This is a genomic window from Bradyrhizobium sp. 62B, assembly GCF_030272265.2.
In the GTDB taxonomy this organism is placed as follows: domain Bacteria; phylum Pseudomonadota; class Alphaproteobacteria; order Rhizobiales; family Xanthobacteraceae; genus Bradyrhizobium.
This window is the reverse complement of sequence record NZ_CP092842.1, coordinates 174,540-191,319: the sequence shown is the minus strand read 5'-3', so window position 1 is coordinate 191,319 and position 16,780 is coordinate 174,540. Positions and strand designations below refer to the sequence as shown.

At 62.5% G+C, this 16,780-nt stretch carries 14 protein-coding genes and 2 pseudogenes; 6 read left to right on the top strand and 10 right to left on the bottom strand.

Going from position 1 to position 16,780, the window contains the following annotated elements; all coding sequences use genetic code 11:
* Positions 1 to 532: 532 nt before the first annotated feature.
* From ML401_RS35805 to ML401_RS35760, 10 genes and pseudogenes are all read right to left on the bottom strand, one after another.
* Positions 533 to 1,402, bottom strand: a complete 870-nt coding sequence (locus tag ML401_RS35805) for a relaxase/mobilization nuclease domain-containing protein (RefSeq protein WP_285813186.1) — start codon at positions 1,400 to 1,402, stop codon at positions 533 to 535.
* Positions 1,403 to 1,590: 188 nt separating this feature from the next.
* Positions 1,591 to 2,109, bottom strand: coding sequence for a plasmid mobilization relaxosome protein MobC (gene mobC / locus ML401_RS35800; protein WP_285813185.1), 519 nt, complete (start codon positions 2,107 to 2,109; stop codon positions 1,591 to 1,593).
* Positions 2,110 to 3,289: 1,180 nt separating this feature from the next.
* Positions 3,290 to 4,141, bottom strand: coding sequence for an ABC transporter permease (locus tag ML401_RS35795; protein WP_285813184.1), 852 nt, complete (start codon positions 4,139 to 4,141; stop codon positions 3,290 to 3,292).
* Between the two features lie 2 nt (positions 4,142 to 4,143).
* A complete protein-coding gene (locus tag ML401_RS35790) occupies positions 4,144 to 4,992 on the bottom strand; it encodes an ABC transporter ATP-binding protein (protein WP_285813183.1) in 849 nt (282 codons plus the stop codon).
* Positions 4,989 to 5,708, bottom strand: coding sequence for an ABC transporter substrate-binding protein (locus ML401_RS35785; protein WP_285813182.1), 720 nt, complete (start codon positions 5,706 to 5,708; stop codon positions 4,989 to 4,991). The genes ML401_RS35790 and ML401_RS35785 overlap by 4 nt, the downstream gene beginning before the upstream one ends.
* A 92-nt stretch (positions 5,709 to 5,800) precedes the next feature.
* Positions 5,801 to 5,893 (bottom strand): annotated as a pseudogene (locus ML401_RS35780) (hypothetical protein); the annotation flags it as partial.
* A 176-nt stretch (positions 5,894 to 6,069) separates the two neighbouring features.
* Positions 6,070 to 7,283 (bottom strand): annotated as a pseudogene (locus tag ML401_RS35775) (CaiB/BaiF CoA transferase family protein).
* Positions 7,280 to 7,621, bottom strand: a complete 342-nt coding sequence (locus ML401_RS35770) for a hypothetical protein (RefSeq protein ID WP_285813181.1) — start codon at positions 7,619 to 7,621, stop codon at positions 7,280 to 7,282. Before ML401_RS35770 ends, ML401_RS35775 begins: the two are co-directional and overlap by 4 nt.
* Positions 7,611 to 7,784, bottom strand: a complete 174-nt coding sequence (locus ML401_RS35765) for a hypothetical protein (RefSeq protein ID WP_285813180.1) — start codon at positions 7,782 to 7,784, stop codon at positions 7,611 to 7,613. The genes ML401_RS35770 and ML401_RS35765 overlap by 11 nt, the downstream gene beginning before the upstream one ends.
* The gene (locus tag ML401_RS35760) at positions 7,784 to 8,206 is read right to left on the bottom strand and encodes a hypothetical protein (protein ID WP_285813179.1); all 423 of its coding nucleotides are present in this window, start codon (positions 8,204 to 8,206) and stop codon (positions 7,784 to 7,786) included. The genes ML401_RS35765 and ML401_RS35760 overlap by 1 nt, the downstream gene beginning before the upstream one ends.
* A 90-nt stretch (positions 8,207 to 8,296) precedes the next feature.
* On the opposite strand from ML401_RS35760, the gene ML401_RS35755 reads away from it, so the two are divergent.
* The 6 genes from ML401_RS35755 (at position 8,297) to ML401_RS35730 (ending at position 16,750) form a co-directional block, all read left to right on the top strand.
* Entirely contained in the window at positions 8,297 to 9,205 is a 909-nt protein-coding gene (locus ML401_RS35755; protein WP_285813178.1) for a GntR family transcriptional regulator, read from the top strand.
* Between the two features lie 37 nt (positions 9,206 to 9,242).
* The gene (locus tag ML401_RS35750; RefSeq protein ID WP_376717439.1) at positions 9,243 to 9,743 is read left to right on the top strand and encodes a hypothetical protein; all 501 of its coding nucleotides are present in this window, start codon (positions 9,243 to 9,245) and stop codon (positions 9,741 to 9,743) included.
* Positions 9,744 to 10,286: 543 nt separating this feature from the next.
* The gene (locus tag ML401_RS35745) at positions 10,287 to 11,261 is read left to right on the top strand and encodes a tripartite tricarboxylate transporter substrate binding protein (RefSeq protein ID WP_285813177.1); all 975 of its coding nucleotides are present in this window, start codon (positions 10,287 to 10,289) and stop codon (positions 11,259 to 11,261) included.
* 189 nt (positions 11,262 to 11,450) lie between these two features.
* Entirely contained in the window at positions 11,451 to 12,251 is an 801-nt protein-coding gene (locus tag ML401_RS35740; protein ID WP_285813176.1) for an IclR family transcriptional regulator C-terminal domain-containing protein, read from the top strand.
* 25 nt (positions 12,252 to 12,276) lie between these two features.
* Entirely contained in the window at positions 12,277 to 16,032 is a 3,756-nt protein-coding gene (locus tag ML401_RS35735) for a hydantoinase B/oxoprolinase family protein (protein WP_285813175.1), read from the top strand.
* A gap of 16 nt (positions 16,033 to 16,048) precedes the next feature.
* The gene (locus tag ML401_RS35730) at positions 16,049 to 16,750 is read left to right on the top strand and encodes a ribonuclease activity regulator RraA (protein ID WP_285813174.1); all 702 of its coding nucleotides are present in this window, start codon (positions 16,049 to 16,051) and stop codon (positions 16,748 to 16,750) included.
* Positions 16,751 to 16,780: the final 30 nt, after the last annotated feature.

Below are 16,780 nucleotides of genomic sequence, written 5' to 3'. Positions count from 1 at the left end.
GTCGCGTGGAATTTCCGGCAACGTTTGGGAGCCCTTGAAAACACTTGGAAATTCTTGCGACAGGACGCGGCTCGGAATGGATGAGAATGCGCCGTAGATCGCGAGATAGCGTTTTAATTTCGCTTAAGGATTTTTCGAAACGAGAAGGGCCGCTGGTTCAGCACGAGGGAATCAAAATCCGTTGCCTTATTGTTTGGCTACCCCCAAAGCGTGATCGCGGGAAATCCAAAAAGATCAGCCTCCTTAGTGAATTATGCGCACAATCGCTACGCGACCGAATCGCAAATAGCGGAGAGTCTCGTCAACCAAGACAGCAGCACCAGGGCCTCACTGCCAAGATCATTTCCCACCAAGGGGTACCCCCTCCTCTTGCCGGCTCATCGCGTTCGACCGCCGTCGCCACCACGATCACGGACGCCGTTGCGATCGCGTGGCGACACAAGTGCATCTGACTTGCGTTTCGTGAGCTGGTTGCCGGATCCGACGTGACTCAAAGAATATCTGATGCTCCGGGTCCAATTATCTTGTCCGCTCATCGTCTCGTTTGTGACCACGCTGGGCATCGACCCCCCTGCTCCGAACTGCGGCTCTGGCTATTGGTGAGCTCCGAAAGCCCTTTCTTCAGCGCATGCCGTCGCGTTTCGACGTCAGGCATATCGCTGACGAATTGTCGAATCTGGCGCGCGAGCAGGTAATCGGCCGCCGGCCCAGAGCGCTCGAGTTCGGCGGCATAATCGAGATATCGCCGCCGGATCGCGCCCTGACGTGACTTAATCTGTTCGTCCCAAGGAGGTTTGGCTGCCCTACCACCCCTCACCTCCGAAAGCACCTCCTTACGGGCAAGCCGATCGACATCGGGCGTGATCTTTCGCTTGCGCAAAGCGAGAACCGCTGCCCGATCGCCCTTTCGAACTCGTCCGCGGGTTCGCCGCGGCGTTGCCTCGGCCGCGATCCCGCGAAGCCGGAGTTCGCCAGCAAACCGTTCCCGCCAAGCCTGGAGATCTGCCTTGCGGGGATTGAGGCGCTTCCCGTCATGCCCGAGGGACCGAACGGTCAAGTGCACGTGGGGATGCTTGTCGTCGAGGTGCTGGACGAAGACGTAGTCGTGATTGTAGCCGAACGTCTCGATGGCAAATGCCCGGGCTGAATCCTTGACTGCGATGGCATCAGTACCGGCCGGCATCGACAGAATGATGTTGATCGAAAGCGATCCATCACGGCGGCGCTTGCGGTCGAGACTGGCATCATCTTCCCAGCGTTGCTGCAGATCTTTCAATCCGGAACGACCCGCTAGCGTCGCGCCCTGCTCTGTTTCCGCATCGAGCTCGCCGTTTCGCGTGATGTATGCAAGGTGTGACTTGAGATGCGCCACGTCCTTGGTGCGACCGGTGATCTTGACCATCACCTCTGGTGCTCGGCGTACGATACGTTCGAGCTTTGCACGCATCGCCGGCGTAAGGCGGCCCGGAGCGGCCGGGTCGGGGATATCCCACTCGGCCCGCCGCGGGCGCCGATTAGGCGTTTCCCAGACATACGAGATCGGCGGTAGTTCTGAGGCCAGGTCGGTAGGCCGCGGCGAATTGCGCCGACTCATCGCCGCCCGTCCCAGTAGTCCATGTTGCCATTCAGCGCATTGCGTAGTTGTGCCAGCTCTTTTTCGATGACCAGCTTGGCCTCTTGAATTGCGGACAGATCGGGCTCAACCGCCCTGCCCTGCAGCACACTGACGTTCGCCGCGCGCGCGATCTGGTTGATGTTGCCGCCGATCCGATTGAGCTCGCGAACAATCGCGCGGAGCGCCTCGTGCTCACCTGGAGAAGGCTGCACAGGCGATGCCAACCGCGAGCGCACCAATGCGACGATCCAGCCGGTTCGGGTCATGCCGCGCTGATGTGACACTTCCGCGAGCTGCCGCATCTCGCTCTCGCGAAATCGCACCGTCACCTTCTCCGGTCGTCCAACAGGACACTCCAAGATGCGCGGGGCTGGTGCAGCTAGTGCCTCAGCAATGAGACGCCGCAACAACGCGGATTTGCCGCGCTGGGTAGCTGCTAAGGCCGAGAACTCCGCCGCGACTTCGTCGGAGACGCGAAGAGAGATCAGAGCCATGCACTCCAATCCCAAACGCGATGTAATACATCGCTGGCGCGACGCCTATCCTGCACTAGAAAGTGCGAATCTCTCCAACCCCTCGATGTTAGTTCAAACCAACGGGCTCGGCATTCAAAGCTGGGAATTGCGGCAGGTGAGATCCAACGCAGACGACGATCGATGCGGAGTATTCGTCCGAGAATGACGCAGACGTCCCCCGTAATGCTTGCACGCTACGAACGCCACGCGCGCAGATCGGCATCATTGGCAGCATGTGGGCCGCGGCTTTCCAGCAGCCTCCGGCTGCTGCGCTAACGCGCCATCCTTCGGATCGGAAATCCGCTCCGCCGGCGTGCCAAGCACAGCTGTCTTTCTGAGGGGACAGTCCAAGGCCGGCCTCATGCGAAAATGATCTCTTCGATCGTGATCGTCGATGCCGGGACCTCTTCCGCTTCTTCTGCGCCATCGACGAATAGCACGGCATGGAGTGATCCTTAAGACGCGAGTCGATCGACGAGAAGACAGCCAGCGCGACCTTGGTGGCGCACTCTGACCGTCACTGATGAACTTATTCGTCCATTTCGATGGACCGAAGACTTGGAGCGCTTCTCCGCGGCCGCTGCTGCACGGCCTCTCTCTATGGGTCGCAATGCTACTTGCGGTGCGATCGGACCTTGTGCCGATTGAGATCCAGCGCACCTTCGCCATCAGCATGGGAGCCGCCGACTTCGCTGCGAATTTTGCGAGCCTGCTGGCGGCGTGGGCGTCGGTGAAGCTCTCCTGTGCTGCACATATGGTCTCGACGGCGTTGGGCTGCTCACGCCAAGTCTGGTAGAGTTCATAAGCTTCGACCCAAGAAATTCCGGCATGCTTTGGACCGATGCGTAGCGAGACACCCAGTCCCTTGGCTTGCCGAGCTTGCGCGAGATGTCCGCTTGGCTATCACCTGCTCCAAGCGGTCCGCGATGAAGGCCGCAATTTCGGGGGCATCGAGGTCATCGCGCTGGATGTTCTCAATCATCTGAACATAACCGTAGCCAGCAATCCTGCGTCATAGGGTCCGGGAGGTTCTGCAAAACGTGAGCGGCTGTGGGCGCAGGCTAACCGGCGTTGGTCGGTTGCCCGTGCGAGAGATATGCAAGCCCGCTGAGGGGTGAGGGCGGAGAGCATGACCAGAAAATGAGCTGCATACTCGGTCCTATGCAGGTTGTTCGAATTGCGGCTGCCATCGCAGCAGGTAGGATTGCAGCGAGCGCACCGCGATGGCCAGCAGGATGCCGACGAACATCATCACGAAGATGGCCACCATCATCTCGCTGGCATTGGCCCGTGCCTCCGCTTCGATGATAAGCTTGCCGAGGCCGCGTTCGGCGCCGATGAACTCGCCGACGATGACGCCGATCAGCGCAAAGGACACGGCCGGCAGCAGTGAGGCGAACACCCAGGCGAGCGCGGAAGGGATCACGACGGTGCGCAGCACCGTGAATTCGCTGGCGCCGAGCAGGCGGGCGGCGGCGATCTGATCGCGGTCGACCGCACGCGTTCCCTCGAAGGTGTTGAAGAACACCACGAAGAACACGACGAGCCAGGCGGTCGCGATCTTGGAGAGGTCACCGAGGCCGAAGATCAGGATGACGAGCGGCACCAGCGCGATGCGCGGGATCGACTTGAGCGCCACGATGTAGAGTCCGAACACGCGGGCGAGGAAATCGAAACGGCCGAGAACGAGGCCAGCCGCGATCCCGCTCGCCGAGCCGAACAGAAAGCCCCAACAGGTGTTCTTCAACGTGACGAGCGTCGCGAGCCACAGATTGTTGTCGCTGCCCTTGATGCAGGCGGCAAAGCCGCCCGTGTCGGCAAAGCAGCCCAGCCGCAGGAAGCTCTGCCAGATCAGCGATGGCTTGGCGACGAAATAGGGATCGAGGATCTTCGGCACATAGGCCTTCGGCAGCAGCGCCTTGCTCCATTCGAAACCCCACTGCCAGACGACGAAAATGACTGCGAGGATGGCCAGTTGCCAGAACAGGATGACAGTGCGGCTGTTGGACATGGTCAATCGGCCCTGGTGCGGCGGAATTCTTCGCCGAGGGAATGCCAGATGTGGGAATAGAGCCGGCCGAACTCGGCGGTCTCGCGCACGGCCACGGGATCGCGCGGACGCGGAATGGCGACGTCGAAATCTTCCTTGAGACGACCGGGCCGCGCCGAGAGCAGGATGATGCGGCTCGCCAGCGTCAAGGCTTCGCCGAGATCGTGCGTCACGAACAGCACGGTCTGCCGCTCGCGTTCCCAGATCTCCAGCAGCGTCTTGTGCATCTCGAGCTTGGTGTGGGTGTCGAGCGCGCCGAACGGCTCGTCCATCAGCAGGATCTCGGGCTCCAGGATCAGCGTGCGCATCAAGGCGACACGCTGGCGCATGCCACCGGACAGCATGCGCGGAAAGCTCTGCGCAAAGCCCAAGAGCCCGGCCTTCTCGACCGCCGAAGCGACGCGCCCGGCGCGCTCGGTCTTCGGCACTCCCGCGATCTCCAGCCCATAGCCGATGTTCTGCTCCACCGTGCGCCAGGGGAACAGCGTATCGCGCTGGAAGACATAACCGACCCTGGGATTGACCTTGCCGGTCTCGACCGTGTCCCCGTCGATCAGGATGCGTCCGCTAGAGCGCGGCAACAGCCCCGCGACCATGTTGAGGATGGTGCTTTTGCCGCAGCCGGACGGACCGAGCAGCGCGACGAACTCGCCCTGCTTGACCTCGAAGGAAACGTCATCCACAGCCATGAACTCACGGCCGGACGCGTTGAAGCGCTTGGAGAGCCCCTGCACGGCAATGCGCGTGCGCGCAGCCGCTGTTTGCTCCTCGTCACGTGCGAACGCGAGGCCCTGGCTTGGCGCGGCGATCATTTGTATTTCGCCCTCGCCGCCTGGAGGAAGCTCATGTCAACGACATCCTCGTATCTGGTCTCGGGGATGTCGGTACCCTTGCGGTACCAGGGCTTGGCGCCGCGCTCGAACGCGGCCTTGTCGATGAAGCCGTCATAGGCCCAGGTCGATTTGTCGAAGCCGAGCTCGGCGCTGACCGCATCGGGATCTATCCCTGAAAAATATTTCGGCGTGACCAGCGCCTGCACCTCAGCGAGCGGCGTCGCCTTCACGAAGGCCATCGCGCGGTAGATCGCGTTGACATAGGCCTGCACCATCGCCTTGTCCTGCTCGACCGTGTCCTGGAGCGTGTAGATCACGAGCACGGGCAGCGTGCCGCCGAAATCCTTCTCGAACACGCCCGGCTTCGACGTGTCGTAGATCGTCAGGCCAAAGCCCTTCTTCTCGACCTCCACCATCCAGCTCGGCGGCGCCATGATGGCGTCGAACTGCTTGGTCTGCAGCGAAGGGAACATCGTGTTTGGCCCGCCGCCCGCAACCCAGTTCACCTTGCTGCCGAGCCCGCGCGCTTCGAACACATAGGTGCCGAACACCCAGGTGCCCGATCCGATCGCGGTCGCGGCGGCGATCGGCTTGGCGCCGTCGGGGCGCTTGTAGTCCGCGAGCTTCTCGACCGAATTGATGCCGCTGTCGTAGAGGTCCTGCCGGACCATGATGTTGGCATAGGAGCACACCATCTCGGTCGCGAGCAGGATCTTGCAGGGCTTGCCGCGCGCTCCGACAGCGGATGGCTGGCATCACCATGCGCGAACAGCACCTGCCCCGCCGCCAATGTCTGCCGACCGAACGTGCCGGCATTGCCAGTAACGAGCTTGGAATCGAGCCCTTCGTCCTTGAAGTACCCCTTCAGCTCCGCGATCATGCCGATGGCGTAGACCGGCGACACCGGCCCGAACGCGAGCGAAACCTGCTTGGCCTCCGCACGCAATTGCCCCGGCAGCAGCCATGCGCCAGCCCATGCGGAGCCCGCGATCAGCGCCTGGCGCCTGGAAATGCTCATGTGCTCCTCCCCTGGTTCTTGTTCAATCGCGCGGTCGCTCAGGATGGCGCGATCTTGATCGTCCCAGCTTGTCGCAGGTGTTCGATCTCATTCGGCGACATGCCGATCTCGCTCAGGATCTCGCCGCTATGCTGACCGATCCCGGGAGGATCGTAGCGATTGGGCAGACGCATTCCGTCCATGGAGATCGGCAACAGCGGCGTCTTGGCCTCGCGACCATCGGGCAGCCGGATGTCGGTCAGGCACCCGACCGGTTGAGATGCGGATCATCGAAGAGATCGCCGGGCTTGTTCACCGGCGCATAGGGCAGATCAAGCTGCTCGAGCCGCGCGGCGAGATCGGCTTTGTCCCACTGCTTGAATATCTCAGCGATTTGCGGGATCAGCCAGCTGCGATGATCGACCCGGTCGTTGCTGCTCGCAAAGCGGGGATCGGAGAGCCAGGCTTCGCGATCGAAGGCGCGGCAGAACGCCTGCCATTGTTCTTCGCCGACGATGGTGACGAACAGTTTTGAGCCGTCCCTGGTATCGAAGAGATCGTAGACCGGCCACGGGCTGTCCTTGATCGAATACGGGATCGAAGGCTGGCCGCTGACCACCTCGCACATCATGGCCTGCGCCATCAGGAACACGTTGTTCTCATAAAGCGCGCTCTGGATGTAGCGGCCCCGGCCGGTGCGCTGCCGCTCGGCGAGCGCGGCCTGGATCGCGATCACGCCGAACATGCCGCCCATGACATCGTTGACGGAAGCGCCCGCGCGCATCGGCCTGTCGGGCAAGCCGGTCATGTAGGCAAGGCCGCCCATCATCTGCACGACCTCGTCGAGCGCGAGGCGGTTCTCGTAAGGGCCAGGCAGATAGCCCTTGAGCGAGCAATAGATCAGGCGCGGTGCAAAGGCCGCGACGCTCTCGTAGTCGAGGCCGATCCGCTTCAACAGGCCCGGCCGGAAGTTCTCGATCAGGACGTCGCTGTGCTCGATCAGCCTGCGTGCGATGTCCTGGCCCTGTGCGGTCGACGTGTCCAGCGCGATGCTGCGCTTGTTGCGGCTGTAGGTCGCAAAGAAGCCGGCCGCAGGTCCCTTAAAGGTGCGGGTGCGGTCGCCCTTGAGCGGTTCGACCTTGATCACGTCGGCACCGAGATCGGCCAGGATCAGGCCGCAGCTCGGCCCCATCACCATCTGGCTGAACTCGATCACCCGAACGCCCGCCAACGGATGCAGCTCAGATGCCGTCTCGTGCGCGGCCATGGTCATGCCGCCTTCCGCAAGACCTTGGGGATTCCGGCCTCGTGCAGATGCCCGGTCAGATGGTTCGCCGGGATGTGGCGGGCGAGAATCTCGCGCGTCCGCATCAGGCGGTCGAGGTCGATGCCGGTGGAGAGCCCCATGCGCTCCAGCATGAACACCAGATCCTCGGTGACGATGTTGCCGCGCGCGCCGGGAGCGAACGGGCAGCCGCCGAGGCCGGACACTGCGGCATCGAAACGGCGGATGCCCGCTTCGAGGCCGGCGACGGCATTGGCCATGCCGGCGCCGAGCGTATCGTGCACATGCAGCCGCAGCGTGATTTGCGACCCAACCTCACGCTGCACAGCGGCGACGATCTGCCGATGTGGGCGTCGCATAACCGACCGTGTCGGCAAGCCCGATCTCGTCGGCCCGCGCTTCGGCAAAGGCGCGTGCGACCCGGCATACCGCCGCTTCGCTCACCTCGCCTTCCAGCGAGCAGCCGAACGAGGTGGAGATCGCGCCCATCAATTGCGGCCGCTGCCCCCACCGGCCGGGCGTCGATCGCGGCGCGGACCGCGCGGAACCCCTCGACCTGCTCGTCGACCGAGCGGCGCACATTGGCGCGGCGTCTCGCTCGCCGAGATGACGAAATAGACGGCGTTGACGCCTGCCGCGATGGCGCGCTCGGCGCCCTTCGGGTTCGGCACCAGCGCGCCGATGGTCGCAGACTTGTGTGTGAGCGCATGCGCGATCACCGCATCGACGTCGGCGAATTGCGGCACGACCTTTGGCGGGACGAACGATCCCGCATCGATCTCAGTTACGCCGGCGGCGGCGATCGTGTCGATCAGCGCGCATTTGGCTTCGGTCGGAACGAAGATGTCCAGATTCTGGAGACCATCGCGGGAGGCAACCTCGCAGATGTGGACGTCGGGCGCGCGCGCCATCGGGGCTCTCCCTGGATCGATTGTATATTGTTGCATAAAAGCACAATCCATGGGACAATCTGTCAAGCCCTAAAACTCGCGTGCACTGCAATGATCGCATCCGACAGTTCCCGACAGCGCAGCGTCAAAAACGGTTCCGAACGCGCCGAACATCTCGCCGGCCTGATCATGGCGCTGGCCCGACGCGAAGGCATGAAGGCCGGAGACCGCTTGATCGAACAAAGGCTTGCGGACGCACTGGACCTTTCCCGCGTGCCGATCCGGCTCGGTCTTAAGGCGCTGGAGGCGGCAGGGCTGGCGCGCGGCGAGCCACATCGAGGCTTTGTGCTGGCGAAGAATCCCACCAGCGGCGCGGTCCAGCCCGCGCTTGCGGCGGTTAAGCGCGGCGAACAGGTCTATGCGAGCGTCGCCGGTGATGTGCTTGCGGGCAGGCTATCGGTTGATGTGACCGAGGCCGAGTTGATGCGGCGTTATGATCTGAGCCGGGCGGAGCTGCAGCGTCTACTCGATCGCATCGCGGTGGAGGGCTGGGTCGCGCGCCTGCCGGGCTATGGCTGGCGTTTTACGGAGGCCCTGTCGAGCCCCGCCGCGCAGGCGCAGGCCACGGCATTCCGCCTGGTAATCGAACCAGCGGCGATGGTGCAGCCCGGCTATGAGTTATCGCAGGAGGTGATCGAAAGGTTGCAGGAACGGCAACAGCGCATCCTGGACGGAGAGTTTGAGAAGATGACAATCGGCGAGATATATCATTCCGGTTGTGAGTTTCATGAAGCGATCATTCGCGGGGCCGGAAATCCCTTTTTCGTGGAGGCGTTGAGGCGTGTGAACTCGATAAGACGCCTCTTTGCTTATCGCAGTTTCACCGATCGAGACGGCATGCGGCGGCACATGCGCGAACATTTACGTTTGCTAGAGGTCTTGAAGGCACGACGATATGGCGAAGCGGCCGAGTTGATGGCCAAGCACCTCAAGCGACCGCTAGTGCAGGGCCTATCGTAACGTTGGACGATGCGTTTCCCCGTTACGATTAGACAGATTGGCTGCCCACAGAGCACGCATTGGCGAACTTGGGCGTAGTGCGGTTGATCTGCGGATCGTAGAGGCAGGCAGTGACCACCGCGACCTTGGTGTGTCCGGCACCGGCAGCGCCGGCACGCCGTCGATCGCCTCGAAGGCGACGTGCCCGCTGATACAGTCGGCGAGGCTCTGCGTTCAGGTCGCCTGCGCGTGGGTGAAGCTCGATGCGCCGAGCACCGTGACGAATACCTGCGCGGGACGCCGTTCGCCGGCGAGTCGGTCGATCACCACCGGCACGCTGGCGCCGGCGCGGTCGACGAACAGCTTGTCGCTGAAACCAGGTGAGAAGCGCCCAACCCTTATTTGCTGCCAAGGCTACACCGGAATGAAGGATGTTTACCTGTTTCTCGTTCCTGAGCGCTTAGCAAAGCATGGATATGTGGCCCTTGCATACAAGTGGAAGATCCTCCGCGTGATCACCGATGCGAGGGGTCGGCTCGATGCTCGTATCGTGTGCTGACCGTGCTGAAGGCCTTGCTAACGTGTCTACGGTAGACGGCTCTCACCCTAGCAAACTCGGTGTGCTGATCCCGCTCGATGTCGCTCACCATTCCGAGACGATTTGCGGCCGCTCAGGGCGTGACAGTACGAGGAAACCGCAAGCTTTGCATCGTGGTCGGTCCGTTCAAAACAAGACCGAGTTCTTCTTCGATGGTGGCTATTGCATGCACGCAACCGGCCCCGGGTCGTGCGACGACGACGAAGGATTCGAGCGAACCGGCGAAGAAGCCGACGCTATCGCCGCCCCTACCAAGAGCGCGGAGGTCGGCATCGCCCGAAGACTGTCCCGATCTCGATACATCGCTCAGCTCTTCATCCTCGAGAAGGATTCCGAGACCCTTCTCAGGCGACGCCGGCAATACCACGGCGGACGCGCGTCATCAGCCGCTACGCTCGCGCGCCCCTCCGCCGACACGGAAATCGACTTTCTACCGTTGACGACCTCATGCAATCTGTGCTCAAATCCGTACATATGTACGCTGATCGTACGATAGGAGGCAGCATGATTACGCGGCGCTTTTTTCACGTCGGCGTTATTGGGACGGCGGTCATGGCCAATGCGCCTTTTGCCCGGTCTGCCAGTTATCCGACGAGAACGATAAGGCTAGTCTGTCCATTCCCTGCCGGCGGCGTTGTCGACGTCCTGACTCGGTCGCTAGGACAAACCCTTTCGACCGAGCTTGGCCAGACGGTGGTCGTGGATAACCGCGCGGGAGCGGGAGGCATGATCGGCTCTGTAGAGGTCGCGCGCGCTACCCCTGATGGCCACACCTTGCTCTTCAATTCGTCGAGCCTTGTACAGGCACCGGCCGTTGCCGCGCAGAAACTCTATGATGCGGCGAACGATTTCACGACGATCGGCTCGCTCGGCCGGACCGTGATGCCACTCGTGGTCCCCGCTCTGTCTCCCGCCAACACGATGGAAGAATTCGTCGCCTACGCTCGCGGTAAAAGTCTTGCATACGGCACTTTTGGCGCCGGCACCACGAGCCATGCCTTTCAGCAACTGTTTTCCGACTATAACAAGCTCGAGATGGTTCACGTGCCCTACAAGGGCGAAGCGCCGATGCTCAACGATCTGTTGAGTAACCAAGTGGCCTGCGCAATGGGCACGATGAGCACGCTGGCGCCTCAGATCGAAGCCAGGACGGTCAAAGCCTTGGCGATGCTGTCGCCAGATGAAGTCGACGGCTTTGCAAACATTCCGACATTTAAGAAGCTGGGCTATCCTGCCGAATTCGATTGGCGAGGGGGCTTCATTGGCCTGTTTGGTCCGACAAAGCTTCCCGCGGAGATAACGGATATTCTCGAGAAGGCTTTTACCAAGATCGTTTCAACCAGCGCGATGAAAGAAATCATGAAGCAGAATTTCGTCGTCGGCAAGCCAAGCGTTGGTCGTGATGCAGCCGCCGAAGTCGCCGCGACGCAAGAAGCATGGACAAGTCTGGTCGCGCGGCTTGGCCTGGCTATCAACTGAAACTCGACAACACGCCCGGTGCCAACTTCGTAATTTCGTAGCACGCAACGAGCGCACAATGGACTTTGGCTGGTTGTCAGGCGTCAGCATCGACCCTTGCAGGCATCTTACGAATCACTGCACGCCGCGGATCGTCGAAGTCGACGCGGCAGCCGACATCCGCGTCCGTCCAGCCGCGGAGAATGCAATATGACGAAGTTGCGAGCCGAAGATTCCGAAAGACGTCAGGCGGCGGGCCACGGGCCCGACTTCCTCGAAGTGCTGTCTCGCAGCCTGAGCGTTATCGAGACGCTCGGCGATCATCGTGAGCCTCCGACCATCAGCGATCTGGCACGTGCGACAGGTCTCCCCAAACCGAGCGTTCGCAGGATACTGCACACCCTGACCGCACTCGGCTATGCAGAGACCTCGGGCCGTACGTTCAGGCTGACGCCGAAGGTCGTCCGTTTTGCAACGTCCTACCTTGCCAGCGGCGGTCAGGCCCAGGTGCTGCAGCCTGCCTGCGAGGAGCTCTCAAGTATCACTGGGCAATCCTGCCTGGTCGGCGTTCTCGACGGCGCAGAGGTGCTCGTCGTCGCCTACACGATGCCACAGCAACTTATGTCGCGATCGCTCGGGGTGGGCACGCGGTTTCCTGCCTACTGCACCGCGGCCGGCCGCGTGCTGCTGGGTCAGAAGTCCGACATCGAACTGGAGTCCTACCTGGCGAAACTGAAGCCGGTCGCACAGACGGAAGCGACGCAGACCGATAAAACGGTCATCAAGTCCGAGATCATGGCCGCGCGCAAACGCGGCTACAGCGTGATGGAAGACGAGTTCGTCATGGGATGGCGCACGGTTGCGTTTCCTTTGCATCGGCACGACGGCTCGATCTTCGGAACGCTCAATCTTAACTGCAAGAAATCGCCGACGCTGACTGAGGCCGAATTCGACCGTTTCGTCGGATTATGCGGACGGAAAGCGGAATCATTAAAGTCACTCCTTATCTGAACAACGGACTCGTTGGAGACCTGCCTTGATCAAAAAGATCCAAACCCGCCTCGCCATCGACATCGGCGGTACGTTCACCGATGTCGTGCTCGACGGTCCCTTCGGCAGGGTCACCCGCAAGGTCCTCACGACGGTGGCGCAGCCCGAGCTCGGGTTGATGAACGGCGCGAAGCAGCTTCTGGCAACCGTCGACCTCGATTTTTCCAACGTCGACGTCTTCATCCATGGCACGACGCTCGCGACAAACGCGGTGCTCGAGCGCAAGGGCGCGAAGACGGCGTTGATCGCCACCGCTGGCTTCCGAGACGTGTTGGAACTCGGCAGTGAGGGGCGATACGACCAGTACGATCTGCAGCTATCCAAGCCTCTACCGCTGATACCCAGAGAGCGCCGCTACACCGTGACCGAGCGCATCGACGCGAAGGGCGACGTCAAGCTCGAACTGGATCTTGCGGAGCTCGCCGAGATCGTCAACAAACTCAGGGAAAGCCGCGTCGAGAGCGTGGCGATCGCTTTCCTGCATTCATATGCGAATCCGGAGCATGAACGTAAGGCCGCGCGCTTCCTCGTCGAGCAGATGCCCGACCTGTCGATCACGATGTCGTCCGACATCTGCCCGGAAATCCGGGAGTACGAACGCACGTCAACGGCGGCCGCCAACGCCTACGTGAAGCCGCTCATCAACGGCTATCTCGAAAGGATGGAGGCGGCGCTCACAGCTGCGAATTTCACCGGCCGGCTCTTCCTCGTGACGTCCGGAGGGGGTCTCACTTCCATCGAGACCGCCAAGCGCTATCCGATCCGTCTGGTCGAGTCCGGTCCCGCGGGCGGAGCGATCTACGCCGCACAGCGCGCCCGCAGCCTTGGCGACAAGCGGGTCGTCTCGTTCGATATGGGCGGCACGACCGCGAAGGTCTGCCTGATCCGGGACGGCGAGCCGATCACTGCCAACTCGTTCGAGGTCGACCGGACGCACCGCTTTATGAAGGGCAGCGGACTGCCGCTACGGATCCCGGCCGTCGAGCTCGTCGAGATCGGAGCGGGCGGCGGATCAATCGCCGGCGTCGACCGGCTCCGCAGGGTCACCGTGGGTCCGGAGAGCGCGGGCTCGCAGCCGGGGCCGGCCTGTTACCCGGGTGGCGGGTCCGGGGCGACGGTGACCGACGCCAACCTCGCGCTGGGCCTCTTGGACCCCGGGGCGTTCGCGGGCGGACGAGTCCAACTCGATCCGCAGGCGGCCTCGCGTGCGCTCGACGCCGCCATCGGCAAGAAGCTCGGCCTTTCGAGCAAAACGGCGGCCTTCGCCATCACCGAGACCGTGTGCGAAAGCATGGCGAGCGCGGTCCGCGTGCACGCGGCCGAACGCGGCGAACCCATCGCCGACTATACGATGATCGCATTCGGCGGTGCGGCCCCACTGCACGCCGCTTGGGTTGCCGAGAAGGTCGGCATCCGCAAGGTGGTCGTGCCGCGCAACGCGGGCGTCGGCTCGGCGGTCGGGTTCCTAGAAGCGCCGATCTCCTTTGAACTAGTCCGGAGCAAGCACGTCAATCTCGCTTCCGTCGATCCGGCCGAGATCGGCGCCTTTCTCGACGGGTTGGCGGCCGACACCACGGCGCTGGTGAAGACCGAGGGCGCAGAGCTCGTCGAGCGTTGCGTGGCGCACATGCGCTACTTGGGCCAGGGTCATGAAATTTCGGTCGTCCTGCCGGACCGGTCCAAGCCTCTGACGGGCGCCGTGCTGCGCGAATTGTTCGAGGATCTCTACGGACGCCTCTTCACCCGGTTCATTCCGGGCGCGGCCATCGAGGTCCTGAGCTGGTCGGTGACTGTCTCGACGACGCGAAAATCCGTCGAACCGACAGCTCCCGTTAGGAACATCGGCGAGCCTTCGGATGCAAGCGTGCGCGAAGTCTTTGACGGTACGGCGTTGAAGTCGATCGTCGTTCCCACCTATAAGCGTTCGCAGATGGCAAATGGATCGACCATCCGCGGTCCGGCTCTCATCGTGGAGGACGAGACCACGACCTTCGTCACATCACGCTTCTCCGCCTCAATCGACGGGGACGGCAGCATCGTCATGCAGCGGATCGCCGCCTCGGAACAGGCGATCGACACCCGAACTCTAGATTCCGCGATCCGCCACCAAGTCCTCTGGAATCGTCTACTGGCCCTCGTTGAGGAGCAGGCGCAGGTTCTGATCCGCACCGCCTTCAGTCCATTGGTCCGCGCCTGCGGCGACGTCTCGGTCGGCGTGTTCGACCTTTCCGGCCGGATGCTGACGCAGGCCGTGACCGGCACGCCGGGGCACGTGAACACGATGGCGGAGTCCGTGAAACACTTTCTTGGTCGCTTCCCGACCACAACGATGAAGCCGGGCGACGCCTATATCACCAACGACCCGTGGCTCGGAACCGGACACCTCAACGACTTCGTCGTTGTCACGCCTTGCTTCCACGAAGGCAAGTGTGTCGCTCTGTTCGCCTGCACCAGCCATCTCATGGACATTGGCGGGCTGGGCGCGGGAACTGAAGCTCCGGACGTATTTGCGGAAGGTCTCTACATTCCGTTGATCAAGCTAATCGACGCCGGCACGGTCAACGAGACGCTCATGGCGGTGATCGAAGCTAACACGCGGCTTCCGGTCGACACCGTCGGGGATACCTACTCGCTCGCGGCCTGCAACGATGTCGGCGTCAGGCGGCTTCAGGAGACGATGACAGAGTTTGGCCTCGGTGATCTTTCGGAGCTCGCCGACTTCATTCTCGAGCGCTCTCGCCAAGCGGTGCTCAAGGAGATCGCGTCGCTTCCGAAGGGAACCTGGAGCAACGAGATGATCGTCGACGGCTACAACGAGCCGCTGACTCTGCGGGCCGCACTGACGATTAACGAGGACGGTATCGTTGTCGACTTTGCCGGCAGCGCCCCCGAGGTGATCAAGGGCATCAACGTTCCCTTGACTTACGCGACCGCCTACACGTCGTTCGCCATCAGTTGCGCCATCGCTAGCGACATTCCCAACAATGCCGGATCTTTGTCCCTGTTGAAGGTCGTCGCGCCGGACGGTTGCATCGTCAACGCCAGGAAGCCCTCGCCCGTCGGAGCGCGGCACGTGATCGGCCAGATGCTGCCGGATCTGGTGTTTGGCTGCCTCTTGCAAATCCTGCCGGAGCGCATCCCCGCCGAGGGCAGTTCGTGCATGTGGAATATCGCGCTGCGCGGGACCTTCACAGCCGGAGAGCGCAAGGGGCGCAACTACTCGTTCGCGGTCACCACCAGCGGCGGCATGGGAGCCCGCTTTACAAAGGACGGCTTGTCGGCGACAGCGTTCCCAACGGGCATCCACTGCATGCCAATCGAGATCGCGGAGACGCAGATCCCCTTCGTCTTCTGGCGCAAGGAGCTCCGTATAGACAGCGGCGGTCCGGGGCGCACGCGCGGCGGTCTCGGCCAAATCATCGAAGTCGAGAACGTCGAAGGCACCGCGTTCCGGCTCAGCGCCGCCTTCGAGCGCATCAAGAATCCGGCGCGAGGACGCCTGGGCGGCGAGAACGGCGGGGCAGGCTATGTCGGCCTCGCGTCCGGACGGCCGATCGCCGGCAAGGGGCTTCAGACGATCGAGGCGGGCGACCGGCTGGTGATCCATACGCCCGGCGGTGGTGGTCTCGGCAACCCGAAGGAACGACCGGCGGCCTTGATCGAGAGGGACGTCTTCGAAGGACGTCTGTCGAAGGAAGCGGCCGCTCGTCTCTACGGCCACCGCGACCGCGAAGCTTCATGATCGAAAGAGAGCAGCGATGACGAATATTTCGAAGGAGGCCCTGCTAACCCTCGAGAAGACGGCGGTCGCGACCGTCTCGACCGTCCTTCGGCAGAAGGGCTTCACTCGTGTCTCGCTGCGCGGACCGCGGGCGCTGGTGGAAGGGCAGAAGCGCATCGCGGGGCCGGCCTACACGATGCGTTTCGTGCCGGCGCGCGAAGATATCACGACGACCATGGCCGTAACCGGTCCCACGTCGCCGCGCGCGGTCATGGAGAAGATTCCCGCCGGCGCCGTGGTGGTCGTGGATGCGATGGGGCTGCGGTCGGCCGGCGTGTTCGGCGACATCATCTGCGCTCGGATGCAGACGCGGGGCATCGCAGGTCTTGTCACCGACGGAGCGATACGCGACCTCGTCGGCATGAAGAAACTCAATTGGCCGATCTGGGCGGATGGCACCACCGCGCCGCCCTCGCCGTCCGAGTTCTTCTGTGCCGACACGCAGGTCGCGGTGGCGTGCGGCGGCGTGACGATATTTCCCGGCGACATCGTGGTTGCAGACGACGACGGTGCAGTCGTCGTGCCGGCCGCGATCGCCGAAGCCGTTGCGGTCGAAGCCTTCGAGAAAGATCGCTTCGAGGAGTGGGTCTACGATCAGGTGAAGGCGGGAGCATTGCTCGACGGTCTATATCCACCGAACGATGCGACCAAGGAACGCTACTCGAAAGAGAGGCGCTGATTCTTTTGTCAGCGTCCTAATCAAAGGATT